This is a genomic window from Mycolicibacterium austroafricanum (assembly GCF_902705885.1).
Taxonomy (GTDB): Bacteria; Actinomycetota; Actinomycetes; order Mycobacteriales; family Mycobacteriaceae; genus Mycobacterium; species Mycobacterium vanbaalenii_A.
The window spans coordinates 44,371-68,684 of record NZ_CACSIP010000003.1 but is presented as its reverse complement, the minus strand read 5'-3'; the positions used below and the strand labels follow the sequence as shown (position 1 = coordinate 68,684).

General features: G+C 66.8%; 23 protein-coding genes. 12 read left to right on the top strand and 11 right to left on the bottom strand.

Translation table 11 applies throughout. From position 1 onward, the window contains the following. Positions 1–17: 17 nt before the first annotated feature. The 8 genes from BEMPMBAN_RS32455 to BEMPMBAN_RS03755 all read right to left on the bottom strand — a co-directional run bounded on the left by BEMPMBAN_RS32455 (position 18) and on the right by BEMPMBAN_RS03755 (position 8,629). Complete coding sequence (locus BEMPMBAN_RS32455) at positions 18–1,604, bottom strand: glycoside hydrolase family 16 protein (protein ID WP_234897280.1); 1,587 nt, start codon at positions 1,602–1,604, stop codon at positions 18–20. A 551-nt stretch (positions 1,605–2,155) separates the two neighbouring features. Then, positions 2,156–2,503 (bottom strand): metal-sulfur cluster assembly factor, encoded by a 348-nt coding sequence (locus BEMPMBAN_RS03785; protein WP_159229051.1) that lies wholly within the window; start codon positions 2,501–2,503, stop codon positions 2,156–2,158. Beyond that, the gene (gene sufU / locus BEMPMBAN_RS03780; RefSeq protein WP_234897279.1) at positions 2,503–3,054 is read right to left on the bottom strand and encodes a Fe-S cluster assembly sulfur transfer protein SufU; all 552 of its coding nucleotides are present in this window, start codon (positions 3,052–3,054) and stop codon (positions 2,503–2,505) included. The genes BEMPMBAN_RS03785 and sufU overlap by 1 nt, the downstream gene beginning before the upstream one ends. A 2-nt stretch (positions 3,055–3,056) precedes the next feature. After that, on the bottom strand, positions 3,057–4,331 hold the full coding sequence (locus tag BEMPMBAN_RS03775) for a cysteine desulfurase (protein ID WP_159229050.1): 1,275 nt from the start codon (positions 4,329–4,331) through the stop codon (positions 3,057–3,059). A 12-nt stretch (positions 4,332–4,343) separates the two neighbouring features. Further along, positions 4,344–5,111, bottom strand: coding sequence for a Fe-S cluster assembly ATPase SufC (gene sufC, locus BEMPMBAN_RS03770; protein WP_159229049.1), 768 nt, complete (start codon positions 5,109–5,111; stop codon positions 4,344–4,346). A 2-nt stretch (positions 5,112–5,113) separates the two neighbouring features. Further along, positions 5,114–6,316 (bottom strand): Fe-S cluster assembly protein SufD, encoded by a 1,203-nt coding sequence (gene sufD, locus BEMPMBAN_RS03765; protein ID WP_159229048.1) that lies wholly within the window; start codon positions 6,314–6,316, stop codon positions 5,114–5,116. Further along, on the bottom strand, positions 6,313–7,764 hold the full coding sequence (gene sufB, locus BEMPMBAN_RS03760) for a Fe-S cluster assembly protein SufB (protein ID WP_159229047.1): 1,452 nt from the start codon (positions 7,762–7,764) through the stop codon (positions 6,313–6,315). The genes sufD and sufB overlap by 4 nt, the downstream gene beginning before the upstream one ends. 82 nt (positions 7,765–7,846) lie before the next feature. Beyond that, a complete protein-coding gene (locus BEMPMBAN_RS03755) occupies positions 7,847–8,629 on the bottom strand; it encodes a helix-turn-helix transcriptional regulator (protein WP_200845868.1) in 783 nt (260 codons plus the stop codon). Positions 8,630–8,697: 68 nt separating this feature from the next. On the opposite strand from BEMPMBAN_RS03755, the gene mptB reads away from it, so the two are divergent. Genes mptB through BEMPMBAN_RS03740 form a run of 3 tightly spaced genes read left to right on the top strand, consistent with a single transcriptional unit; the run spans position 8,698 to position 12,082 of the window. Beyond that, positions 8,698–10,371, top strand: a complete 1,674-nt coding sequence (gene mptB / locus BEMPMBAN_RS03750) for a polyprenol phosphomannose-dependent alpha 1,6 mannosyltransferase MptB (protein ID WP_200845862.1) — start codon at positions 8,698–8,700, stop codon at positions 10,369–10,371. Further along, positions 10,368–11,303: an ABC transporter ATP-binding protein gene (locus tag BEMPMBAN_RS03745; RefSeq protein ID WP_159229046.1), complete on the top strand. Its 936-nt coding sequence runs from the start codon at positions 10,368–10,370 to the stop codon at positions 11,301–11,303. The genes mptB and BEMPMBAN_RS03745 overlap by 4 nt, the downstream gene beginning before the upstream one ends. Further along, complete coding sequence (locus BEMPMBAN_RS03740) at positions 11,300–12,082, top strand: ABC transporter permease (protein ID WP_159229045.1); 783 nt, start codon at positions 11,300–11,302, stop codon at positions 12,080–12,082. The genes BEMPMBAN_RS03745 and BEMPMBAN_RS03740 overlap by 4 nt, the downstream gene beginning before the upstream one ends. Here the strand turns inward: BEMPMBAN_RS03740 and BEMPMBAN_RS03735 are convergent. Continuing rightward, complete coding sequence (locus tag BEMPMBAN_RS03735) at positions 11,996–12,682, bottom strand: hypothetical protein (protein ID WP_159229044.1); 687 nt, start codon at positions 12,680–12,682, stop codon at positions 11,996–11,998. The two genes, BEMPMBAN_RS03740 and BEMPMBAN_RS03735, sit on opposite strands and share 87 nt — an antisense overlap. Before the next feature lie 92 nt (positions 12,683–12,774). On the opposite strand from BEMPMBAN_RS03735, the gene BEMPMBAN_RS03730 reads away from it, so the two are divergent. Further along, positions 12,775–13,353 (top strand): TetR/AcrR family transcriptional regulator, encoded by a 579-nt coding sequence (locus tag BEMPMBAN_RS03730; protein WP_200845861.1) that lies wholly within the window; start codon positions 12,775–12,777, stop codon positions 13,351–13,353. Between the two features lie 24 nt (positions 13,354–13,377). Then, positions 13,378–14,346 (top strand): COX15/CtaA family protein, encoded by a 969-nt coding sequence (locus BEMPMBAN_RS03725; protein WP_159229043.1) that lies wholly within the window; start codon positions 13,378–13,380, stop codon positions 14,344–14,346. Here BEMPMBAN_RS03725 and BEMPMBAN_RS03720 read toward each other — a convergent pair. After that, positions 14,296–15,234, bottom strand: a complete 939-nt coding sequence (locus tag BEMPMBAN_RS03720; RefSeq protein ID WP_159229042.1) for an ATP-grasp domain-containing protein — start codon at positions 15,232–15,234, stop codon at positions 14,296–14,298. The genes BEMPMBAN_RS03725 and BEMPMBAN_RS03720 overlap by 51 nt on opposite strands. A gap of 38 nt (positions 15,235–15,272) precedes the next feature. Between BEMPMBAN_RS03720 and BEMPMBAN_RS03715 the strand changes: the two genes are divergently transcribed. Both BEMPMBAN_RS03715 and arfB read left to right on the top strand, forming a co-directional pair. Next, complete coding sequence (locus tag BEMPMBAN_RS03715; RefSeq protein ID WP_200845860.1) at positions 15,273–16,247, top strand: quinone oxidoreductase family protein; 975 nt, start codon at positions 15,273–15,275, stop codon at positions 16,245–16,247. A 43-nt stretch (positions 16,248–16,290) separates the two neighbouring features. Further along, entirely contained in the window at positions 16,291–16,722 is a 432-nt protein-coding gene (arfB, locus tag BEMPMBAN_RS03710) for an alternative ribosome rescue aminoacyl-tRNA hydrolase ArfB (RefSeq protein WP_234897278.1), read from the top strand. Here arfB and BEMPMBAN_RS03705 read toward each other — a convergent pair. Beyond that, complete coding sequence (locus BEMPMBAN_RS03705; RefSeq protein ID WP_159229040.1) at positions 16,719–17,672, bottom strand: heme o synthase; 954 nt, start codon at positions 17,670–17,672, stop codon at positions 16,719–16,721. The two genes, arfB and BEMPMBAN_RS03705, sit on opposite strands and share 4 nt — an antisense overlap. A 196-nt stretch (positions 17,673–17,868) precedes the next feature. Between BEMPMBAN_RS03705 and tkt the strand changes: the two genes are divergently transcribed. Genes tkt through pgl form a run of 5 tightly spaced genes read left to right on the top strand, consistent with a single transcriptional unit; the run spans position 17,869 to position 24,266 of the window. Next, positions 17,869–19,962, top strand: coding sequence for a transketolase (gene tkt / locus BEMPMBAN_RS03700; protein ID WP_159229039.1), 2,094 nt, complete (start codon positions 17,869–17,871; stop codon positions 19,960–19,962). Positions 19,963–19,975: 13 nt separating this feature from the next. Next, entirely contained in the window at positions 19,976–21,091 is a 1,116-nt protein-coding gene (gene tal, locus BEMPMBAN_RS03695) for a transaldolase (RefSeq protein WP_159229038.1), read from the top strand. A 9-nt stretch (positions 21,092–21,100) separates the two neighbouring features. Continuing rightward, positions 21,101–22,630: a glucose-6-phosphate dehydrogenase gene (gene zwf / locus BEMPMBAN_RS03690; protein WP_159229037.1), complete on the top strand. Its 1,530-nt coding sequence runs from the start codon at positions 21,101–21,103 to the stop codon at positions 22,628–22,630. Beyond that, positions 22,630–23,541 carry a glucose-6-phosphate dehydrogenase assembly protein OpcA gene (opcA, locus tag BEMPMBAN_RS03685; protein WP_159229141.1) on the top strand — a complete coding sequence of 304 codons (912 nt, stop codon included), beginning with the start codon at positions 22,630–22,632 and terminating at the stop codon, positions 23,539–23,541. The genes zwf and opcA overlap by 1 nt, the downstream gene beginning before the upstream one ends. After that, complete coding sequence (gene pgl / locus BEMPMBAN_RS03680; RefSeq protein WP_159229036.1) at positions 23,538–24,266, top strand: 6-phosphogluconolactonase; 729 nt, start codon at positions 23,538–23,540, stop codon at positions 24,264–24,266. Before opcA ends, pgl begins: the two co-directional genes overlap by 4 nt. Positions 24,267–24,314 lie beyond the last annotated feature (48 nt).

Sequence of the window (24,314 nt, the reverse complement as noted above, 5' to 3'; positions counted from 1 at the left end):
ATGTACCCGAAGGGCGCTCACGACAACGCGTAGGTCTTCACCCAGTCGACCTTCATCTGCGCCTGAAACGGCGCCGACGGGTCAGGATCGCCGGTCCAGGGATTGCCGACGGCGACGTTGAGGATCAGATAGTGGTCCCACGCCCCCGAGAACGGTGTCCAGTCGCCACCGAGTGCCTCGTACTGGGCCTGGGTGACCCGTCCCACTTCGACGCCGTCAACGTGCCAGACGATGCGGTCGGAGTACCAGTCCATGCCGTACTCGTGGAAATCCTGCGACAGGTCCACCCCGAGGTCGGCGCCGAGGTGGTGCAACTTGACGTCGACGGTGTTGTTGGCATCCGCCGGGCCGTGGATGTTGCCGGTCCACCATCTGCGTGATGCCGGAGTTCCCAGTCCCGGGATCTCGACGATGTCGATCTCCCCCTGGCGCGGCCAGTCGTATTCGTGGCCGGGTTCGAGGCCGACGGACCAGAACGCCGGTAGCACGCCCTGCGTGACGGGCATCTGGATGCGGGCCACCACACGGGTTCCCACGCCGATGGACTGCTTGCCGAAGGTCACCACGCGCGCCGAGGTGTAGTTGTTCGGAGCGCCGAGTCCGTCCGGCGCAGCTTCCCTGCGGGCTTCGATGACCAGGTTGCCGTCCGCGTCGACGTAGACGTTGTCGCCGTCGGTGTAGTACTGATTCTCCCCGGCGGGCTGTCCCCACCGCCCGGTCTGCAGGCCCCAGTACCGCAATGCCTCGGCCATGTCGGTGAAGTTGGTCTCCCACAACGTGGGCTTTGTGGGCTCTGATGGCTCTGTCGGCTCTGTCGGCTCTGTGGGCGCCGGAATCACCACGTCGCGGTAGATTCGCGCGCGTACCCCGCGCCACCAGTTCGCGATGAACGTGGGCACCTGGGTACCACCGTCGTCGATGCCGAGCTTCGAGTGACGGATGCCGATGGAGTACAGCCAGTCGCGCATCATCGACCGGAAGGTCACCTTGGTGCTCGTCGCCGCAGCGATCAATGCCGGGTCGGTCTCAACAGCAGTGGCGGTGAGCGCTTCCGGCGCCGTCGACGCGGAGGTCGCCGCGACGATCTTGCTCATCGGTTCGTCGCCGGCCACCGCGTCTCGGTCTTCCGCGTCGTCGTCGGCGTGGTCGTCGGTGTCGGCGCCCTTTCGCACCAACGCGGGTTCGGCCACATCGTCTGCGTCGGTGGTGACGCCTGCGTCGTCGGACGCCGCTTCGTCGGTGTCGACGACCTCGATTTCGACGACCTCGGTGTCGGGTTCATCTGTGGCGTCCTCGGTCTCACCATCCGCGACCACCTCAGCCTCAGCCTCAGCCTCGGAATCGTCGTCGGACGTCGCATCCCGTACGGCCGCCCGCTTGTCCTCCCGGTCGCGCCTCGAATCAGCCTTTGCCCCATCACTTGCCGTCGATGAATCGGTCACGCGTGCGGTGCGCGAATCTCCTGCGTCGCTGTCTGACGTGCTGGGCGACCCTGTCGTCCCCGGATCTGCGGGACTGGCTGCTGCCGTCGCGGCACCGGCGACGACGGCCGCTCCCAAACCGGCCGCCATCAGACCGCCGGCCAACCAGGATTTGCCGACCACGACACGTGATCGATTGCACCGACCGTTTCCCATAACCACATCCATTTCTTCGGCAGGTAATCAAAAGGGGAATCGAGCATGAATTCGCCATCGCCTCAGCGTCACAGAAGAGCGAATACAAATGTTGGACGGCCAATGAGGACAACCGCCGGTCTATCGTTCACTATCAGTGCCTTCGGGAGTTTTCCGTCTCCTCTCCACTGGTAACGAGGCGTGTTCAGCAAACGCTATCCAATCAACATCAAACGTGCTTGCTTTCTTAGAAATGAGAAAAGGGACTTCGCTGAAAGGCTATCCGTACGGGTGCCAAAATCCGTACTTAACAGCGTATTTCAGCGCAACGGCATGAGTTAGCTGGATAGGTAGCGCCAGAGGCCGGCCAACGTTAAGGGCGGCGTGGGCGAACAGCTTTCGCACCCACAGCGGCGCACTCGTACGACAATAGACAATTGCCGGAATCGGGAAGAGCAAAAGGCGGCGCGCAAAAGCGCGCCGCCTGTGCGGTGCCGGCGATCAGGCCAACGGAACGGACACCGCGGCCCAAGGTGTGGTCAGACGGTGAAGCCCAGCGCCCGAAGCTGCTCGCGCCCGTCGTCGGTGATCTTGTCCGGCCCCCACGGCGGATTCCACACCCAGTTGATCTTGATCTCATCGACGAGACCCGCACCGACGAGCGCGCTGCGTGACTGATCCTCGATGACGTCCGTCAGGGGGCACGCGGCCGACGTGAGGGTCATGTCGATCAAGGCCACCGGACCGGTCTCACCGTCCTCGACTCCCACCCCGTACACCAGACCGAGGTCGACGACGTTGATCCCGAGTTCGGGGTCGACGACATCGCGCATGGCCTCTTCGATATCGGCCAGAAGCTCGTCATTTGGTACTGCCGTATCACTCATCAAATCTCCTCACGACTGTCTGACGTGCCGGCCTCCGCCAGCGCTGTGTCCGATTCGCTGGCCTCCGCCAGCGCTGTGTCCGATTCGCTGGCCTCCGCCAGCGCTGTGTCCGATTCGCTGGCCTCCGCCAGCGCGGCCTTGAACGCTGTCCATCCCAGTAACGCACACTTCACCCGCGCCGGGTACTTCGCGACACCGGCGAACGCCACGCCATCACCCAGCACGTCTTCGTCACCTTCGATCCGGCCACGCGATGAGACCATCTCCGAGAACGCAGTCACCGTCTTGAGTGCGTCCCCGACGCTCTGCCCGATCACCTGTTCGGTCAGCACAGACGTCGACGCCTGGCTGATCGAACAGCCCTGACCGTCGTAGGAGATGTCGCGGACCGTCTGCCCGTCCTCCGACAACGCGACCCGGAGCGTGACCTCGTCGCCGCAGGTCGGATTGACGTGATGCACCTCGGCGCCGTACGGATCCCGCAGGCCGCGATGCTGCGGATGTTTGTAGTGGTCCAGGATCACTTCCTGGTAGATCTGTTCCAGTCGCATCGTCAGTCCCCGAAGAACTCGACGGCCCGACGCACACCCGCCACCAGCCGGTCCACTTCGTCAAGGGTGTTGTACACCGCAAAGGACGCCCGCGCCGTCGCGGCGATCCCGAATCGGCGATGCAGCGGCCACGCGCAGTGGTGGCCGACGCGCACCGCCACGCCGTCGTCGTCGAGAACCTGACCCACATCGTGGGCGTGCACGCCGTCGACGACGAACGACACCGGCGACCCCCGGTCCTCCATGGAGGTGGGCCCGATGGTGCGCACACCGTCGATGTCCGACAGCCCGGCCAACGCGGCGGCGACCAGTTCGGCCTCATGATGCTCGACCGCGGTCATCCCGATGTCCTGCAGATAGCGTGCGGCCGCCCCGAGCCCCACCACCTGGGACGTCATCGGGGTGCCCGCCTCGAACCGCTGAGGAGCCGGCGCATAGGTGGTGGCCTCCATCGTCACCGTCTCGATCATCGAACCGCCGGTGAGAAACGGCGGCAGCGCATTGAGCAGCTCACCGCGTCCGTACAGCACGCCGATACCGGTGGGACCCAACATCTTGTGGCCGGAGAACGCGGCGAAGTCGACATCGAGAGCGTGGAGATCCACCGGCTGGTGCGGTACCGACTGGCACGCGTCGAGCAGGGTCAGCGCACCGACAGCTTTCGCGCGCTTCACCAGCTCGACCACCGGCAGCACCGCTCCGGTGACATTCGAATGGTGGCTGAACGCAACGAGTTTCACCCGCTCGTCGAGCACCAGCGAGTCCAGGTCGATGCGACCGGCATCGGGTCCGTCGGGAATCACGCTGTACCAGCGCAGCTCGGCACCCGTGCGTCGGCAGAGCTCCTGCCACGGGATCAGGTTCGCGTGGTGCTCCAGCTCGGTCGTGACGATGACATCGCCTGGGCCGACCGCGGAGGCGAAGCGGTCGTCCCCGATGGTGTAGGAGACGAGGTTGATGGCCTCGGTCGCGTTCTTGGTGAACACCAACTCATCGGACTCGGCGCCCACGAACGCCGCCACATCGTCGCGACCCTGCTCGTAGGCGTCGGTGGCCTCCTCCATCAGCTGATGCGCCCCGCGGTGCACGGCCCCATTCGAATGGAGCAGAAAGTCGCGCTCGGCGTCGAGAACCTGCACGGGGCGCTGCGAGGTGGCCCCGGAATCCAGATACGCCAGCTGAGATCCGCCGCGCATCACCCGTTGAAGGATCGGAAAGTCCGCCCGTATCCGGGCGATCCGCTCCACGTCCAGCGAGCGGTCGAACGATGTCGTCACTTCTGACACCTCCTAGGAGGTCGATGCAGCCTGCGTGAAGCGTTCGTAGCCGTTCTCCTCCAGCTCGTCGGCCAGCTCCGGACCGCCGGACTGCACGATCCGGCCGCCGATGAACACGTGCACGAACTGGGGCTGGATGTAGCGCAGGATCCGGGTGTAGTGGGTGATCAGCAGCACGCCGCCGTTCTCGGATTCCGCATAACGGTTGACGCCCTCGCTGACCACCCGCAGCGCGTCGACGTCCAGACCGGAATCGGTCTCGTCGAGGATGGCGATCTTCGGCTTGAGCAGCCCCAGCTGGAGGATTTCGTGGCGCTTCTTCTCACCACCGGAGAAACCCTCGTTGACGCTGCGCTCGCTGAAGGAGGGGTCGATGCCGAGGTCGCCCATCGCGCTCTTGACTTCCTTGACCCAGTGCCGCAGCTTCGGAGCCTCGCCGCGCACCGCGGTCGCCGCGGTGCGCAGGAAGTTCGACATCGAGACGCCGGGCACCTCGATGGGGTACTGCATCGCCAAGAACAGTCCGGCGCGGGCACGTTCGTCGATGCTCATCTCCAGCACGTCCTGGCCGTCCAGGGTGATCGACCCGGAGGTGACGGTGTATTTCGGATGGCCCGCGATGGCATAGGAGAGCGTTGACTTGCCAGATCCGTTGGGACCCATCACCGCATGGGTCTCCCCTGACTTCACCGTGAGGTCGACACCCTTGAGGATCGGGATGTCGCCGTCGTCGGTCGAGCTGACGGAGACGTGGAGGTCCTTGATTTCCAATGTGGTCATGTCTACGAACTTCTCGATTCAGTGATTGCTAGTTCTTTTTCGATTGCTTCGGTGAGCCGCTCCCGCACTGCAGGCACGGCGATCTTGGCGATGATCTCGTTGAAGAACCCGCGCACCACCAGCCGGCGGGCCTGTGCCTCCGGGATACCCCGGGCACGCAGATAGAACAACTGCTCGTCGTCGAAGCGGCCGGTGGCGCTCGCGTGCCCGGCGCCGACGATCTCGCCGGTCTCGATCTCCAGGTTGGGGACCGAATCTGCCCGCGCCCCGTCGGTGAGCACCAGGTTGCGGTTGACCTCGAAGGTGTCGGTGTTGGTGGCCTCGGCGCGGATCAGGACGTCGCCGATCCACACGGTGTGCGCGTCGGGCTTCTTCGAGTCCGGATCACCCTGCAGCGCACCCTTGTACAGCACGTCGGACTTGCAGTTCGGCTGCGCGTGGTCGACCAGAAGACGCGATTCGAAGAACTGGCCGTCGTCGGCGAAGTACGTGCCGAGCATCTGGGCGTCGCCACCGGGAGCGGTGAAACGCACCGTCGCCGAGGTACGGACCACTTCCCCGCCGAGCGTCACATTGACGTGCCCGAGCACGGCGTCCTTGCCAAGGCGGGCGTGGTGGGCGCTGACGTGCACCATGTCGTCGGCCCAGTCCGCGATCCAGATGACACCCAGGCCGGCCGAGTCGCCGACGATGATCTCGACATTGTCGGCGTAGGTTCCGCTGCCTCGCAGATCGACGACGACGATTGCCCGGGCCAGTTCTTCGACCCGGATCTGCAGATGCCCGTACGCCACTTCACCTTCGCCGGGGCCGGTGACGGTGATCTCGATGGGTTCGGCCACCTCGGTCTCACGCGCGACGGTCACCACGGTCGCCGACGTGAACGACGAGAACGCTTGCGCGGCAACGCGGTCAGCGGGCGTACCACCCTGGCCGAGCCGTTCGTCACCACGGCGCACGGATTCCACCGTGACGCCGGGACGCTCGGCGACGTCGATCTGCGCCTCGCCGGTGCCGGGTGCGGAGCCGTCGTGCAGGCCTCGCAGCCGCTTGAGCGGGGTGAACCGCCACAACTCGTCGCGACCGCCCGGCACCTCGAACGCAGCCACGTCGAACGAGGCGAACAATTCGCCCTTGTTCGCCCCGGCCAGCGTCGAGCCCTTCCTGTTGCCGCCTTCGACGGTGTCGGTGAGATTCTGGGTCACCCGACGGCGCCTTCCATCTGAAGCTCGATCAGCCGGTTGAGCTCCAGCGCGTATTCCATCGGCAGTTCCTTGGCGATCGGCTCGACGAATCCGCGGACCACCATCGCCATCGCCTCGTCCTCGGTCATGCCGCGACTCATCAGGTAGAACAGCTGATCCTCGCTGACCTTCGACACCGTCGCCTCGTGGCCCATCGTCACGTCGTCCTCGCGGATGTCGACGTAAGGGTAGGTGTCCGATCGACTGATGGTGTCGACAAGCAGCGCATCACATTTCACGCTGGACCGGGAGCCGTGCGCACCCTTGTTGACCTGAACCAGGCCGCGGTAGGAGGCGCGGCCGCCGCCGCGGGCCACCGACTTGGACACGATGTTGCTCGAGGTGTGAGGCGCCAGGTGCAACATCTTGGCCCCGGTGTCCTGGTGCTGGCCTTCGCCGGCGAACGCCACCGACAGAACCTCACCCTTGGCGTACTCGCCGGTCATCCACACCGCGGGGTACTTCATCGTGACCTTGGAGCCGATGTTGCCGTCGACCCATTCCATGGTGGCGCCGGCTTCGGCGCGCGCCCGCTTGGTGACCAGGTTGTAGACATTGTTCGACCAGTTCTGGATGGTCGTGTAGCGGCACCGGCCACCGGGCTTGACGATGATCTCCACGACTGCCGAGTGCAGCGAGTCGCTCTTGTAGATCGGCGCGGTGCAGCCCTCGACGTAGTGCACGTAGGCGTCTTCGTCGACGATGATCAGCGTCCGCTCGAACTGGCCCATGTTCTCGGTGTTGATCCGGAAGTAAGCCTGCAACGGGATGTCGACGTGCACACCCTTCGGCACGTAGATGAACGAACCGCCCGACCACACCGCGGTGTTCAGCGCGGAGAACTTGTTGTCACCGGCCGGGATCACTGTGCCGAAGTACTCCTTGAAGATCTCCGGGTGTTCCTTGAGCGCGGTGTCGGTGTCCAGGAAGAGCACGCCCTGGGCCTCCAGATCCTCGCGGATCGAGTGGTAGACGACCTCGGACTCGTACTGCGCAGCGACGCCGGACACCAGGCGCTGCTTCTCCGCCTCGGGGATGCCGAGCTTGTCGTAGGTGTTCTTGATGTCGGCGGGCAGGTCGTCCCACGTGGCCGCCTGCTTCTCGCTCGAACGGACGAAGTACTTGATGTTGTCGAAGTCGATGCCCTCGAGGTCCGAACCCCAGTTCGGCATGGGCTTCTTGCCGAAGGTGCGCAGTGCTTTGAGACGGATGTCGAGCATCCACTCGGGCTCGCTCTTCTTCGCCGAGATGTCACGCACCACTGCCTCGGACAGCCCTCGCTGCGCGGCGGCTCCGGCGACGTCGGAGTCAGCCCAGCCGTAGCCGTACTTGCCCAGGGAGGCGATGGTCTCCTCCTGGGTCAGTGGTGGAGTCTCCGGTGTGGTCCTGGCCTCCGGTGTGAGTGTCACTACGACACACTCCTTCTGCTCTCGTTGTGGCTCCGGCTCGGGCTGTGCGCCGGAGATTCTTCGGTGGTGCGCTTCGGGCCCGTCACGCCTTGACCGGGCCGAGGGGCACGTGGGTGGTGCACGCGCAGTCGCCGTTGACGATGGTCGCCAGCCGCTGCACGTGGGTGCCCAGGACTTCGGCCATCGCCTGTTGTTCTGCCTCGCAGAGCTCGGGAAACTCCTCGGCCACGTGCGACACGGGACAGTGGTGCTGACAGATCTGCACGCCCTGAGCCGGTCCACCCACCCGGGTGGTGGTGGTGGCGTACCCGGCGACGGTCAGCGCGTCGGCGATTCGGTCCGCGGCACCCTCGACGCCGTCGCCGGAATCCGTGCTGCGCACCGGCTCGACATCGGCGAGGATGGCGTCGATGCGCCGACGGGCGAAGGTCCGGACGGCCTCGTCACCGCCGAGTTCGCGCAACTGCCGCATGGCGGCCGAGGCGAGGTCGTCGTAGGTGTGCTCGAGCTTCGCCCGGCCCGCGGCGGTGAGCTGGTAGCGCTTGGCCGGACGACCCCGCCCCTCCTGCTGCCACGCCGCTGCGGCATGGGCCTGGGCTTCACCTGCGTCGATGAGGGCGTCGAGGTGTCTGCGCACACCCGCCGCGGACAGCCCCAGGTGCTCCCCGATGCTGCTCGCCGTCGTCGGACCGGACTCCAGCAGCAGCCGGATGATGGCGCCTCTGGTGTCCCCGTGAGTGTCTCCGTCAGCGGCGTGCGACGACGCCGACTGCGAGGCAGCCGTGCGTGTCACCTGCGGACGGATTTTCACAACACCAGTGTGACGCAATTCGGGAATCGGGTCTAGCAAGGGCACCCTTATCAGGGGCTGTTGCGATACTCACATCGACTTGCTCCCGGTTGCCGGGAATATTCGACCGCTACGCTGCCTTGGTGGCTGCCCGCCTACGCTCCCTCAGCACCTCGATCGCCGGCTGGCACGGTGACGAGCGAACCGACGGCAGCCCCCTGATCGATCCCGAGCTTATCGCCCTGCGCCGGACCCGGCTGTTCGGGGCGACCGGCACGGTGCTGATGGCGATCGGCGCGCTCGGTGCGGGCGCACGCCCTGTGGTTCAGGATCCGACGTTCGGCGTCCGCCTGCTCAACCTGCCCTCCCGGATCCAGACCGTCTCGCTGACGATGACGACCACCGGAGCGGTGATGATGACCCTGGCCTGGCTGATGTTGGGCCGGTTCGCGCTGGGCAAGCGGAAGATGACCCGCAGCGACCTGGACCGCACGCTGCTTTTGTGGGCGTTGCCGCTGCTGATCGCACCGCCGATGTACAGCAAGGACGTCTACTCCTATCTCGCACAGAGCCAGATCTCGCTGCAGGGCGACGACCCGTACCGCGTCGGCCCTGCCACGGGGTTGGGCCTGGACCACTTCTTCACGCTGTCGGTGCCCAGCCTGTGGCGGGAGACGCCTGCGCCGTACGGACCGCTGTTCCTGTGGCTAGGTCGTGGCATCTCGGCTCTGACCGGTGAGAACATCGTCGAGGCGGTGTTGTTCCACCGGATCGTCGTGCTGCTCGGCGTGGGGATGATCGTCTGGGCCACACCCCGGCTGGCCCGCCGCTGCGGCGTCGCCGAGGTGAGCGCCCTGTGGCTCGGGCCGGCCAACCCGCTGCTGTTCATGCACCTGGTCGCCGGCATCCACAACGAGGCATTGATGCTGGGGTTGATGCTGGCGGGAACCGAGTTCGCGCTGCGAGGCATCGACGCGGCGGGGCCGCTGCTCCCCCGGCCGTGGGTCTGGCCGCGCGACACCCGGCAGTGGGCGCGCTGGTACCCGATGGCCATGCTGGTCGCCGGCACCGTGCTGATCACCATGTCGTCACAGGTCAAGTTGCCGTCGCTGTTGGCCCTGGGTTTCGTGGCGATGGCGCTGGCGCATCGGTGGGGCGGCACCGTGAAAGCGTTCTTCATCGCCGGCGGGGCGCTGACCGCGCTGTCCCTGGCGGTGATGGCGGTGATCGGTTGGGCCAGCGGGCTCGGGTTCGGGTGGCTGTTCACCCTCGGCACTGCGAACGTCGTCCGCAGCTGGATGTCGCCTCCGACGCTGCTGGCGCTGGGCACCGGCCAGGTCGGCATCCTGCTCGGCCTCGGCGACCACACCACCGCGGTGCTCGCCCTGACCCGTCTGATCGGTGTGACCCTGATCGCGGTGATCGTCACCTGGTTGCTGTTCGCGGTGCTGCGTGGGCGGCTGCACCCCGTCGGGGGCCTCGGTGTCGCACTGGGCGTCACTGTTCTGCTCTTCCCCGTCGTGCAGCCGTGGTACCTGCTCTGGGCGATCATCCCGCTCGCGGCCTGGGCGACCCGTCCCGGCTTCCGCGCCACGGCGATCGCCGCCACCCTGTTGGTCGGCATCTTCGGCCCCACTGCCAACGGCGATCGGTTCGCGCTGTTCCAGATCGTGATGGCGACGTTGGCGAGCACCGTGATCGTGGTCGTGCTGATCGCTCTGACCTACCGGCGGTTGCCCTGGCGGCCGATTCCGGAGCCGCCGCCGCCACCGGAGCCGCCGACCGCCAAGTCCGACGCCTACGCTGAGTCTTCGTGACCTCCCGCTCCGGTGTTGTCCCCGTGCTGCTGAGCGGTGTCAGCAAGCGGTACGGATCGACAACCGCCGTCTCCGAGCTCGATCTCGACGTGCAGCCCGCCGAAGTTCTCGCCCTGCTCGGCCCCAATGGCGCCGGCAAGACCACGACGGTGGAGATGTGCGAGGGCTTCCTCAAGCCCGACGAAGGCCGGATCGAGATCCTCGGTCTCGATCCCGTCGCGGACAACGCCGCGCTGCGGCCCCGGATCGGCGTGATGCTGCAGGGCGGGGGCGCGTATCCCGCAGCGCGGGCCGGTGAGATGCTGAACCTGGTGGCGTCCTACGCCGCGGATCCACTCGACCCGCAATGGCTTCTCGACACCCTGGGGCTGGCCGAATCCGCCCGCACCACCTACCGCAGGCTTTCCGGCGGCCAGCAGCAGCGACTCTCGCTGGCCTGCGCCGTCGTCGGCCGCCCCGAGCTGGTGTTCCTCGACGAGCCGACCGCGGGCATGGATGCCCACGCACGAATCGTGGTGTGGGAGTTGATCGATGCGCTCCGCCGTGACGGGGTGACGGTGGTGCTGACCACCCATCAGCTGCCCGAGGCCGAGGAGCTGGCCGACCGGATACTGATCATCGACCGCGGGGTCGCCGTCGCCACCGGGACCCCGGCCGAACTCATGCGCAACGGCGCGGAGAACCAGCTGCGCTTCCGGGCACCGCGGATGCTCGACCTGAGCCTGCTCGTCTCGGCGCTGCCCGAGACCTATCGGGCCGTCGAAACCTCACCGGGTGAGTACCTGGTCGAGGGTCACATCGATCCTCAGGTGCTGGCCACCGTGACCGCGTGGTGCGCCCGACTGGACGTCCTGGCCACCCACATGCGCGTCGAGCAGCGCAGCCTCGAGGACGTGTTCTTGGAACTCACGGGGCGGGAGCTGAGGAAATGACGATCGAAACCAACCGGTTCACGCCGGGAACCTTCACCCCCGACCCCCGGCCGGCGGCGGTGCCGCAGATGCTCAACGCACAGTTCGGGCTGGAACTGCGCCTGCTGCTACGCAACGGCGAACAACTGCTGTTGACGATGTTCATCCCGATCACGTTGCTGGTGGGACTCACTCTGTTGCCGCTGGGCTCGTTCGGGGACAACCGCGCAGCGACCTTCGTACCCGCGGTCATGGCGCTGGCGGTGATCTCCACCGCGTTCACCGGGCAGGCGATCGCGGTGGCCTTCGACCGCCGTTACGGAGCGCTCAAGAGGCTCGGCGCCACCGCGTTGCCGGTGTGGGGGATCATCGCGGGCAAATCACTGGCCGTCGTCGCCGTGGTGTTCCTGCAGTCGATCCTGTTCGGCGCCATCGGTGTGGCGCTGGGCTGGCGGCCGCCGATCGCCGGGCTGGCGCTGGGCGCCGCGATCATCGCGTTGGGCACCGCGGTATTCGCCGCGCTCGGCCTGCTCCTGGGCGGCACCTTGCGCGCCGAGATCGTGTTGGCGATCGCCAACCTGCTCTGGTTCGTCTTCGCCGGACTCGGTGCGCTCACCCTTGAGGGCGGCATGGTGCCCACCGCGGTGCAGTGGGTGGCCCGACTGACTCCCTCGGGCGCCCTCACCGAGGCGCTGTCGCGCGCGATGCTGCTGTCAATGGACTGGTTCGGCCTCGCGGTGCTCGCGGTGTGGGGTGCCGTCGCCGGGTTGTGCGCGCTGCGGTGGTTCCGCTTCACCTGACGAATTCAGTTGCGGCAGAAGGTGCTCCAGCTGGCCGACTTCTTCGATATTGTGTTTCACCCAGGCGTGGGCCTTGTCGTCGTGAAATCGACTGCGGATCAGGCGGTTCACTGGACCCAACATCGGTGAGCGGGCACCTAGATCCATCACGGTGACGTAGTGTGCGCCGTCATCCCCGGCCGACCAGGTGTGCTCCAGTTGGAAGACCGGAATCCCCGCGACACGGAGCACAAGCCGAATGCCGGTCTCGTCGAGTTTCTCGACCCGGGCGATCTCGTCGGAAGTGAATTCAGGCTTGGCGCCGAACGCTTCGACTATGTGGAACCGCGCGCCCTCCGCGGCGCCACCGGTGGGCGCCGGGCGGGCCAACTCCCAGCGGATGTGGTCGATCGGGTGCCATGCGAGGTAGCGATCGACGGTCTGCCCGCCGTAGGTCATCGTGCCGCCGAGGTGGGTGAACCAATCGAGCAGCATCCCCGGCGTCACCCCCTGTAGCGGACGGTGATCGATGGTGATTCGTCGACGGCGGTGCGGGAGTTCGTAGTATGCGACCCGCGCGGTGTCGACCGTTCGCAGCGGATGCAGCACGGGCAACGGCATATCAACCTCCAAGATACGATTTAGTTTCTTATATGGTTGACCGTACGTTCCCAACGTAAGATACGCAAGCGTTTCTATTCCGGAGGTGGCTGGTGACTCGACGACGCGGTGCGCAACTCGAGGACGCGATCCGCTCTGCGGTGTTGGAGCTGCTGAGCGACCGTGGCCCCGAGGCGGTGACGATGGAGGCCGTGGCAGCGGCCGCCCGCACCAGCAAGCCCGTGCTGTACCGGCGCTGGCCCGATCGGCGCGCGTTGATTCGGGACACCCTGCTCGGCGTCGCGGTGGCGGCGATTCCGAGCCCGGACACCGGCAGCTTCCGTGGCGACATGCTCGCAGTGCTGCGTGCATGGGCGGCGTTGTTCACCGGCGAACGGGCGACCCTGATGCGGTCGGTCGTCATGGCGGTGACGGCGGACCCGGATCTGGAATCGGCATTCCGTACCGATGTGATGGGCTGGCGCAAGAACCAGATGGACACACTGCTGGCCCGGGCCATCGAGCGTGGCGAGGTCCGGCCCGACTGTCCGGTCGAGGTGGTCCGCGAACTCGGCCAGAGCGTGCTATGGCATCGCCTGTTGATCACTGGAGACCCGATCACCGACGAGTTGGTGGTGCAGCTCGTCGACGAGGTGCTGACCCCGGTGGTGCGCCCCTACTACGGAATGTAGTTCCCGAGGCTCTACCATCGGAGCGTGCCCGTCGGACGTCTGCTGCCCAAGCTGTTCCTCGGGCTCGTCGATGTGCTTCCCGAGCCCAGCCTGCGCGTCCAACGCATCGTCGCGGCGGCAGTGATCCTGACCCAGGGCGGTATCGCCGTGACCGGGGCCATCGTGCGGGTCACCGCCTCTGGTCTCGGCTGCCCGACGTGGCCGCAGTGCTTCCCCGGCAGCTTCACCCCGGTGCCACACGCCGAGGTCCCCGGCCTGCACCAGGCCGTCGAGTTCGGCAACCGGCTGCTGACCTTCCTCGTCGTGCTCACCGCCGCCGCGGCGGTCATCGTGCTCACCCGTGCCCGGCGCCGCCGCGAGGTGCTGGTCTACGCCTGGCTGATGCCGGTGTCGACGGTGGTGCAGGCGGTGATCGGCGGGATCACGGTGTTGACCGGGCTGCTGTGGTGGACGGTGGCCATCCACCTGTTGGCGTCGATGACGATGGTCTGGGTGGCGACTCTGCTGTACGTCAAGGTCGGTCAGCCCGATCGCGGCGTACCGGTGGCCCGGGTGGTGAAACCGCTGCGTCAGTTGACGGTTCTGTCCGCGCTGGCGCTGGCTGCGGTCCTGGTGACGGGCACCATGGTCACCGGGGCGGGTCCGCACGCCGGGGACAAGAGCCTCGACAGGCCCGTGCCCCGGCTGCAGGTGGAGATCACCACCCTGGTGCACATGCACTCGTCCCTGTTGGTGGCGTACCTGTCGCTGCTGGCGGGTCTCGGCTTCGCACTGCTCGCCGTGCGCGCGCCCCGGCCGGTGCTTACCCGGCTGAGCGTGCTGATCGTCCTGGTGGTGGCCCAGGGCACCCTCGGCGCGGTGCAGTTCTTCACCGGCGTCCCCGCCGCGTTGGTGGCGTTGCACGTTGCCGGGGCGGCTGTCTGTACGGCCGCCACCGCCGCGTTATGGGCGTCGATGCGAGAACGGACCGAGTCCGAACTCCGCGAGAGCTGACTCGACCCCGAGGGCGAACTGCCGCTCGCGGCGCCGCCGTTCGGTCTCGTCGAGTTGGCGCCAACCCAGTGACGGTTCGACCAGTTCCAGTTCGAGCACGGTGGGCGCATCCGCACCACCGAGGACGTCGACGCGGGCGTAGAGCAGTTCGGAGGTGTCGATACCCAGATGCGCCGACGCGGCCGCCAGCGCCGCATGACCGAGATCCCAGAGCTCGAAGTCCGGGTCGGCCCGCCCGAGTCGCTCCTCGGCGAAGGTTCCCGACGCATCGAAGTGCGGCACGCTCCCCGGCGGCGGCAGGATCGGCCCCTTGGTGAATGCGTGGGACTGCGCACCGCGAAGGAACACCAGCGCGGTCTCACCGTGGCGGACCCGCGGATCGTAGGGCTGCACCAGGACATCCCGACCGGCGGCATGCAGCGCTGCGGCATGTTCGGCTGCTCGACCCGGATCGGAGAAGCGCAGAGCGCCAACCGAACCCGCACCCACGGCGGGTTTGACGACCACCTCGCCGTCCGGGATGCGCACCTGCTCCCCCAGCGCGAAGAATTCGCCGGGAACCGTGGACACCCCTGCGGCGGCGAGGTCGGCCAGGTAGCGCTTGTCGGTGTTCCACGCGACGACCGCGGGCCCGTTCAGCAGTCGGGGCACCCGCCTGGTCCAGGCCATGAACTCGTCGAGCCGGTCGGTGTAGTCCCACGTGGCGCGCAGGATCACCAGATCGGCTTCCACGGTGGCCGGATCGTCCCAGGACAACCACCGGGCATGCAGGCCGCGATCTCGAAGCGCCCGCACCAGGCCGGCGTCGTCACCGTCCCCCTCGGGCAGTGCCGGACAGCCGGCGAGCACGATCCTGGGGTGGAAGACGTCGGGGCGGGCGGGCTTCATGACCGGACCGACTTTACCGAGCAGGCAAGATGGTGAGCATGTACGCCATTGAAGTCGCCCAGACCGGTGGGCCGGAGGTCTTGTCCTACGTCGAGCGGTCGCGGCCCACACCCGAACCCGGCCAGGTGCTGATCAAGGCCGAGGCGGTCGGTGTCAACTTCATCGACACCTACTTCCGCTCGGGCCTCTACCCGAGGGACGTGCCGTTCATCGTGGGCACCGAGGTGTGCGGGACCATCGAAGCCGTCGGTGACGACGTGGCGGCGCTGACCGTCGGCGACCGGGTGGTGACCGCCCAGGGACTCGGGGCTTACGCCGAATACTGCTTGGCGCCTGCAGATTTTGTTGCCTATGTGCCCGACGGTGTGGCGTCCGACGTGGCGGCGTCGGCGCTGCTCAAGGGCATGACCGCGCACTATCTGATCAAGTCGACGTACCCGGTGCAACAGGGTGACACGGTGCTGATGCATGCCGGCGCCGGCGGCGTCGGGCTCATCCTCACCCAGTGGGCGACCAGTCTCGCCGCCTCGGTGATCACCACGGTGTCGACGCCCGACAAGGCCGAGCTGTCCCGGCAGGCGGGCGCGGTTGAGGTGCTGGACTACCCGGAAGACCCGCGGGAGTTCGGTGACCGGATCCGCGAGCTCACCGACGGCAACGGCGTCGCAGCGGTCTATGACGGGGTGGGCGCCTCGACGTTCGAGGCGAGCCTGGCCAGCCTCGCCGTGCGCGGCACGCTGGCCCTGTTCGGCGCCGCCAGTGGCCCGGTGCCGCCGTTCGACCCGCAGCGGCTCAACGCCGCCGGGTCGGTGTTCCTGACCCGCCCGAACCTGGCACACCACACCCGGACTCCCGACGAGTTCTCCTGGCGGGCCGGCGAACTCCTCACCGCGATCTCCGACGGCACCCTCGCCGTCACCGTCAGCAACCGCTACGACCTGCGCGACGCGGAGCAGGCCCATCGTGATCTGCAGGGCCGCCAGACCGTCGGATCCGTGGTGCTGGTCCCCTGAATCCGCCGGGCCCGAGCGGCTGCGGGGTTCTACCCTTGTCAGGGTGGCCGAGGATCTGATCGTGACGCGCACCCTGGTGGTGCCCGCGTCCGATCTGAGCGAACGCTTCTCCAGGTCCTCGGGCCCCGGCGGACAAGGTGTGAACACCGCCGACAGCCGGGTAGAGCTGTCATTCGACCTCGCCCGCTCGTCCTCGGTGCCGGAGTGGTTACGCGACCGGATGCTCGCGAGGCTGGGTAACCGCCTCATCGACGGCGTGCTGGTCGTGACGGCCAGCGAGCGTCGCGCCCAACTCCAGAACCGCGTCGCCGCCCGCGAGCGCATGGCCCGTGTCCTGCGCGCCGCAACGGCCGCGCCCCCGCCGGTGCGCCGGCCCACCAAACCCACGCGGGGTTCGAAGGAACGACGGATCGCGGAAAAGAAGCGTCGCGGCCGAACCAAAATGGGCCGTCGGGGCGCCTGGGACCGGGACTAGACCGTGAACAGGGTGGGCAACGCCAGCGCGGAATCGACTGCCAGCGCCAGGAACACCACTGCGAGGTAGTTGTTGGACTGCAGGAACAATCTCAACGGCTTGACGGCCTCACCGCGCCGCACGCCGGAGTACAGCTGGTGGGCCATCACCAGGAACCAGGTGCCCGCCACGATCGCCACCGCCGCGTACAACCAGCCGGTGGCAAGGGCGAGCGCCAGCGTCGCGATGACGGTCAGCCAGGTGTAGATGAGGATCTGCTTGGTGACCTGCTGCTCGGTGGCCACCGCGGGCAGCATCGGCACACCGGCCGCCCGGTAGTCCTCCTTGTAGCGCATGGCCAGGGCCCAGGTGTGTGGCGGCGTCCAGAAGAAGATGATGAGGAACATCACCAGGGCGGGCCACTGGATCGTGCCGGTCACCGCGGACCACCCGATCATCACCGGCATGCAGCCGGCCGCTCCACCCCACACCACGTTCTGCGAGGTGCGTCGCTTCAGCAGCAGCGTGTAGACGAGCACGTAGAACGCGATCGTGGCACCGGCGAGGTGAGCCGAGAGCAGGTTCGTCGTCCACCACAACCAGAAGAACGAGGCGACCGACAGCGCGATGCCGAACACGAAAGCGTGGCTGCGCGGCACCGTGGCACGAGCCAACGGCCTGCGCTCGGTGCGCTTCATCATCTTGTCGATGTCGGCGTCGGCAACACAGTTGAGGGTGTTGGCTCCCGCTGCCGCGAGCAGTCCGCCGAACAGCGTGTTCAGGATCAGCAGCGGGTCGACCGTGCCCCGACCGGCCAGCAGCATCGCCGGGATGGTGGTGACGAGGAGCAACTCGATCACCCGCGGCTTCGTCAGCGCGAGGTAGCCGAGCAGCGTGGTGCGGAACCGGTGCGAGGATCCCGCTGCCCCCTCGGTGGAGTCGCTGACGAGGTGGCCTTCGCGAATCCTCACGCAACCAACTCCTCAACAAGACAGCGTGCCACGCCACGGGCGTCTACTACACACGATGGTAGACCGCGGGTGCCGATCCCCGTAATTGCAGGGTCGGTTCACCGAGACCGGGCCGACCCATGCGTCGGCGCGGCGTTCCCCATTAGGGTGGTTGTTGCGGATCGACACGCCCCCGCCTATCCAAGGAGTGCGCCTCGTGACCACCACGGAAGAGATCACTTCCCTCACCCGACCGAACCATCCGGAGGACTGGACCGACCTGGACACCCAGTCGGTCGACACCGTCCGAGTGCTCGCCGCGGACGCCGTCCAGAAGGTCGGCAGTGGCCACCCGGGCACCGCGATGAGCCTGGCCCCGCTGGCCTACACCCTCTTCCAACGCCAGATGCGCCACGACCCGAGCGACGTCCACTGGCTCGGCCGCGACCGGTTCGTCCTGTCGTGCGGCCACTCCAGCCTCACGCTGTACATCCAGCTGTATCTGGGGGGCTTCGGTCTGGAACTGTCCGACATCGAGGCGCTGCGGACGTTCAAGTCGAAGACCCCGGGCCACCCCGAGTTCCGGCACACCAGGGGTGTGGAGATCACCACCGGGCCGCTCGGCCAGGGCCTGGCCTCGGCGGTGGGGATGGCCATGGCGGCGCGCTACGAACGCGGATTGTTCGACCCGGACGCCGCGCCGGGCACCAGCCCGTTCGACCACCACATCTATGTCATCGCCTCTGACGGCGACATCGAAGAAGGCATCACCAGCGAGGCGTCGTCACTGGCGGGCACCCAGCAGCTCGGCAACCTGATCGTCTTCTACGACAAGAACCAGATCTCCATCGAGCACGACACCAACATCGCGCTCTCCGAGGACGTCGCGGCGCGCTACCGGGCCTACGGCTGGCACGTCCAGGAGGTCGAGGGCGGCGAGAACGTCGCTGGAATCGAAGAAGCCATCGAGGCCGCCCGTGCCGTCACCGACAAGCCGTCGTTCATCGCCCTGCGCACGATCATCGGATATCCCGCGCCGACGAAGATGAACACCGGCGGCGTGCACGGCTCTGCGCTCGGCGACGACGAGGTCGCCGCCACCAAGAAGGTTCTCGGGTTCGACCCCGACAAGACGTTCGAGGTGCGCGACGAAGTCATCGAGCACACCCGCAAGCTGGTGGATCGTGGCCGCGAGGCGCACGAGAAGTGGCAGCCCGAGTTCGATGCCTGGGCCGAACGCGAACCGGAGCGCAAGAAGCTGCTCGACCGCCTGCTGGCCCAGGAGCTGCCCGACAGCTGGGACGCCGACCTCACGTACTGGGAGCCGGGCTCGAAGGCCGTCGCGACGCGCGCAGCATTCGGTCAGGTGCTCAATGACGTGGCGCCGAAGCTGCCCGAGTTGTGGGGTGGCTCGGCCGACCTCGCCGGCAGTAACAACACCACCATCAAGGGGGTGAAGTCCTTTGGGCCGCCGTCGATCTCCACCGACGACTTCACCGCGGACTGGTACGGACGGGTGTTGCATTTCGGTATCCGCGAGCACGCCATGGGCGCCATCCTGTCCGGCATCGTGCTGCACGGGCCGACCCGGGCGTTCGGCGGCACCTTCCTGCAGTTCTCCGACTACATGCGACCCGCGGTGCGGTTGGCGTCGCTGATGGACATCGACACCATCTACATCTGGACCCATGACTCGATCGGTCTCGGCGAGGACGGTCCCACCCACCAACCGATCGAGCACCTCGCCGCGCTTCGGGCGATCCCGAATCTGTCGGTGGTGCGCCCGGGCGATCCCAACGAGACGGCCTACGCGTGGCGCAGCATCATCGCCCGCGGCAACGGCAGCGGACCGGTCGGGTTCATTCTCACCAGGCAGGGGGTACCCGTACTCGAGGGCACCAGCGCCGAGGGTGTGGCCCGGGGCGGCTACGTACTCGGCGGTGGCACACCCGCCGAGGACGCCGACGTGATCCTGATCGCAACCGGTTCAGAGGTACAGGTGGCGGTCGAGGCCCGAAAGATACTGGAGGGCAAGAACATCTCGACATACGTCGTCTCGATGCCGTGCATCGAGTGGTTCGAATCGCAGCCCCAGGAGTACCGGGACAGCGTGCTGCCGCCCACCGTGTCCGCGCGGGTGGCCATCGAAGCCGGCGTCGCGCAGAGCTGGTACAAGCTCGTCGGCGACACCGGCGAGATCATCTCCATCGAGCACTACGGCGAGTCCGCCGACGACAAGACTCTGTTCCGCGAGTTCGGTTTCACCCCAGAGGCAGTGGTGGCCGCCGCGGAGCGCACCATCGCCAACTAACTAAGGAAACGACATGACTCAGAACCCGAACCTGGCCGCTCTGGCCGCCGCAGGCGTATCGGTGTGGCTGGACGACCTGTCCCGTGACCGACTCCAGACCGGCAACCTGCAGGAACTGATCGACACCAAGTCGGTCGTCGGCGTGACGACCAACCCGTCGATCTTCCAGGCGGCGCTGTCCAAGGGCAACGCCTACGACGCGCAGGTCAAGCAGCTCGCCGATCGCGGCGCCGACGTCGACGCCACCATCCGGACGGTGACCACCGATGACGTCCGCAACGCCTGCGACGTGCTCGCCAAGCAGTACGAACTGTCCGACGGGGTGGACGGCCGGGTGTCCATCGAGGTCGACCCGCGGCTCGCCCACGACACCGACAAGACGATCCTGCAGGCCGTCGAGCTGTGGAAGATCGTGGACCGGCCCAACCTGCTGATCAAGATCCCCGCTACCGAGGCCGGCCTGCCGGCCATCACCGCGGTGATCGCCGAGGGCATCTCGGTGAACGTGACGCTGATCTTCTCCGTCGAGCGCCACCGTGCCGTGATGGATGCCTACCTGGCCGGGCTTGAGGCCGCCGCAGCCGCCGGTCACGACCTGTCGCGGATCCACTCGGTGGCGTCCTTCTTCGTCTCCCGGGTGGATACCGAGATCGACAAGCGACTCGAGGACATCGGCGGCGAGGAGGCGTTGGCGCTGCGCGGCAAGGCAGGAGTCGCGAACGCGAGACTCGCCTACGCCGCCTACGAGGAGGTCTTCCTCGGCGGTGACCGATTCGAGGCGCTGAAATCGAAGGGAGCCCGGGTCCAGCGGCCGCTGTGGGCATCAACCGGCGTGAAGAATCCGGACTACTCGGACACGCTCTACGTAACCGAGTTGGTCGCCCCCAACACCGTGAACACCATGCCGGAGAAGACCATGGACGCCGTCGCCGACCACGGGGTCGTCACCGGGGACACGATCACCGGGCGCGGGGCCGAATCCCAGAAGGTGTTCGACGAGCTCGCCGCGGTCGGGATCGACCTCACCGACGTGTTCCTCGCCCTCGAGAACGAGGGCGTGGAGAAGTTCGAGAAGTCGTGGCAGGAACTGCTCGACGCCACGCAGGGTCAACTCGACGACAAGAAGTGACTGCGGGCTATGAGCCAGCCGTGGCATAACCCGTTGCGGGACAAGCGCGATAAGCGCATGCCGCGGATCGCCGGCCCGTGCGGGGTGGTGATCTTCGGTGTCACCGGTGATCTCGCGCGCAAGAAGCTGATGCCGGCCATCTACGATCTGGCGAACCGTGGTCTGCTGTCCCCGAGCTTTTCGCTCATCGGCTTCGCGCGCCGCGACTGGGCCGACGAGGACTTCGCAAAAATCGTCTACGACGCGGTCAAACAGCATGCACGCACGCCGTTCCGGCAGGAAGTCTGGGACCGGCTGGCTGAGGGTTTCCGATTCGTCCAGGGCACTTTCGACGACGACAGCGCGTTCGATCAACTCAGCGACACTCTGCACAAGCTGGACGCAGAGCGCGGCACCGGCGGCAATCACGCGTTCTATCTGTCCATCCCGCCGAAGGCGTTCCCCCAGGTGCTCGAACAGCTCTCCCGGTCAGGGCTCGCGGAGAAGCCGGACGGCTGCTGGAGCCGGGTGATCATCGAAAAGCCCTTCGGCCACGACCTGTCCAGCGCCGAAGACCTGAACAGCCTGGTGAACAGCGTCTTTCCCGAGTCGTCGGTGTTCCGCATCGACCACTACCTGGGCAAGGAAACCGTCCAGAACATCCTGGCGCTGCGCTTCGCGAACCAGATGTTCGAGCCGATTTGGAATGCCCACTACGTCGACCACGTGCAGATCACGATGGCCGAGGACATCGGGCTGGGCGGCCGCGGCGGCTATTACGACGGTGTCGGCGCGGCGCGGGACGTGATCCAGAACCACCTCCTGCAGCTGCTGGCGCTCACCGCCATGGAGGAGCCGGTCAGCTTCCATCCGTCGGAGTTGCAGGCGGAGAAGATCAAGGTGCTTTCGGCGACCCAACTGGCCGAGCCGCTGGATCTCAACACCTCGCGGGGCCAGTACGCCGCAGGCTGGCAGGGTGGTGCGAAGGTGGTCGGCCTGCTCGACGAAGAGGGGTTCTCCAAAACCTCGACGACGGAGACGTTCGCGGCGATCACCGTCGACGTGGACACTCGACGCTGGGCGGGAGTCCCTTTCTACCTGCGCACCGGTAAACGGCTGGGCCGCAGGGTGACTGAGATCGCGTTGATCTTCAAGCGCGCACCGCATCTGCCCTTCGACGCCACCATGACCGAAGAACTCGGCAAGAACGCCCTGGTGATCCGGGTGCAGCCCGACGAGGGCATCACCTTGCGATTCGGCTCCAAGATCCCGGGAAACAAGATGGAGGTCCGCGACGTCAGCATGGACTTCTCCTACGGTTCGGCCTTCGCCGAGGACTCCCCCGAGGCATACGAACGCCTGATCCTCGATGTGCTGCTCGGTGAACCATCGTTGTTCCCGGTCAACGCGGAGGTCGAGTTGGCCTGGAAGATCTTGGATCCGGCGCTGGAACATTGGGCATCCCACGGCAAGCCCGACACCTACGAGTCCGGCACCTGGGGTCCTGAATCGGCGTTCGAGATGCTGCAACGGTCTGGCCGGGAATGGAGACGCCCGTAATGATCGTCGACCTACCGGACAGCACCACCGATGTCATCAACAAGAAGATCGTCGCGCTCCGCGAAGAGGGTGGCGCCATCACGCTCGGGCGCGTGTTGACGTTGGTCATCGCACCGGATACCGAAGCGCTGCTGGAGGAGTCGATCGAGGCGGCCAACGCGGCCAGCCGCGAGCATCCTTGTCGCGTCATCGTGGTGACTCCCGGTGACCGACTCGCCGGCGACGCCCGGCTCGATGCACAGTTGCGTGTCGGGCGGGACGCCGGGGCCAACGAGGTCGTCGTGCTGCGGCTGTCCGGCCCACTGGCCCGGCACGCCAGCAGCGTGGTCACACCGTTCCTTCTTCCCGACACCCCCGTGGTGACGTGGTGGCCAGATGTCGCTCCCCCGGTTCCCGCCGAAGATCCGTTGGGCAAGTTGGCGATCCGCCGTATCACGGATGCGACGAACGGTCCCGACCCGTTGGAGGCGATCAAGAGTCGTCTCGACGGTTACACATCGGGAGACACCGACCTGGCGTGGAGTCGGATCACCTACTGGCGGGCGCTGCTCACCGCGGCGCTGGATCAGGCACCGCATGAACCCGTCACCTCGGCGCTGGTGTCGGGGCTGAAGACCGAACCTGCCCTCGACATCCTGGCCGGCTGGCTGGCGAGTCGCATCGACGGGCAGGTGCGTCGTGCCGTGGGCGACCTCAAAGTCGAGTTGGTTCGATCCAGTGAGACCATCACCCTCAGTCGCCCGCAGGATGGAATCACCGCGACAATCACCCGCACGGCCAAGCCGGACACACTGGTTCCGTTGGCCCGCAGAGAGACCCGGGAGTGTCTGGCTGAGGACATGCGCCGACTCGACCCGGACGAGATCTACCACGAAGCGCTGGGAGGAATCGACAAAGTGATCTACGTATGAGTCCGATCATCGAGACCTACTCCGACAGTACGGAGTTGGCAACCGCGGCCGGCGACCGCCTGGTCGACACTATTCTTGTGGCGATCGCGGAGCGCGATCAGGCTGCCGTCGTACTGACCGGGGGCGGCACCGGTATCGCGTTGCTCAAGCGGGTCGGTGAACGCACCGACGAGATCGACTGGGCCAAGGTGCACGTCTACTGGGGTGACGAGCGTTTTGTCCCGGCTGACGACGACGAGCGCAACGATAAGCAGGCTCGGGAGGCACTGCTGGATCACGTCGGTATCCCCGCCACGAACGTGCACGCGATGGCCGCAACGGACGGTGAGTTCGGCGACGACCTCGACGCGGCCGCGCAGGGATACGCGCAATTGCTGGAGGAGAACTTCCAATCGGGCCCCGAGTTCGATGTCCACCTGTTGGGCATGGGAGGGGAGGGCCACATCAACTCGCTGTTCCCCGACACCGCGGCGGTACGGGAGACCGAGCGGCTGGTAGTCGGCGTGCCGGACTCCCCCAAGCCGCCTCCACGCCGAATCACATTGACGTTGCCGGCGGTTCAGCGGTCCAGGGAGGTCTGGTTGGTGGTCTCCGGGGCCGCCAAGGCCGAAGCAGTGGCCGCGGCTGTCGGCGGCGCGGATCCCGTGGACGTGCCTTCGGCGGGCGCGGTAGGCACGGATGCCACGGTGTGGTTGCTCGACGAGGAAGCCGCGTCGAAGCTCTGACTGCGACCCCGGGTAACCGGACGGGTTGAGCCGATTCGCCGATCCATA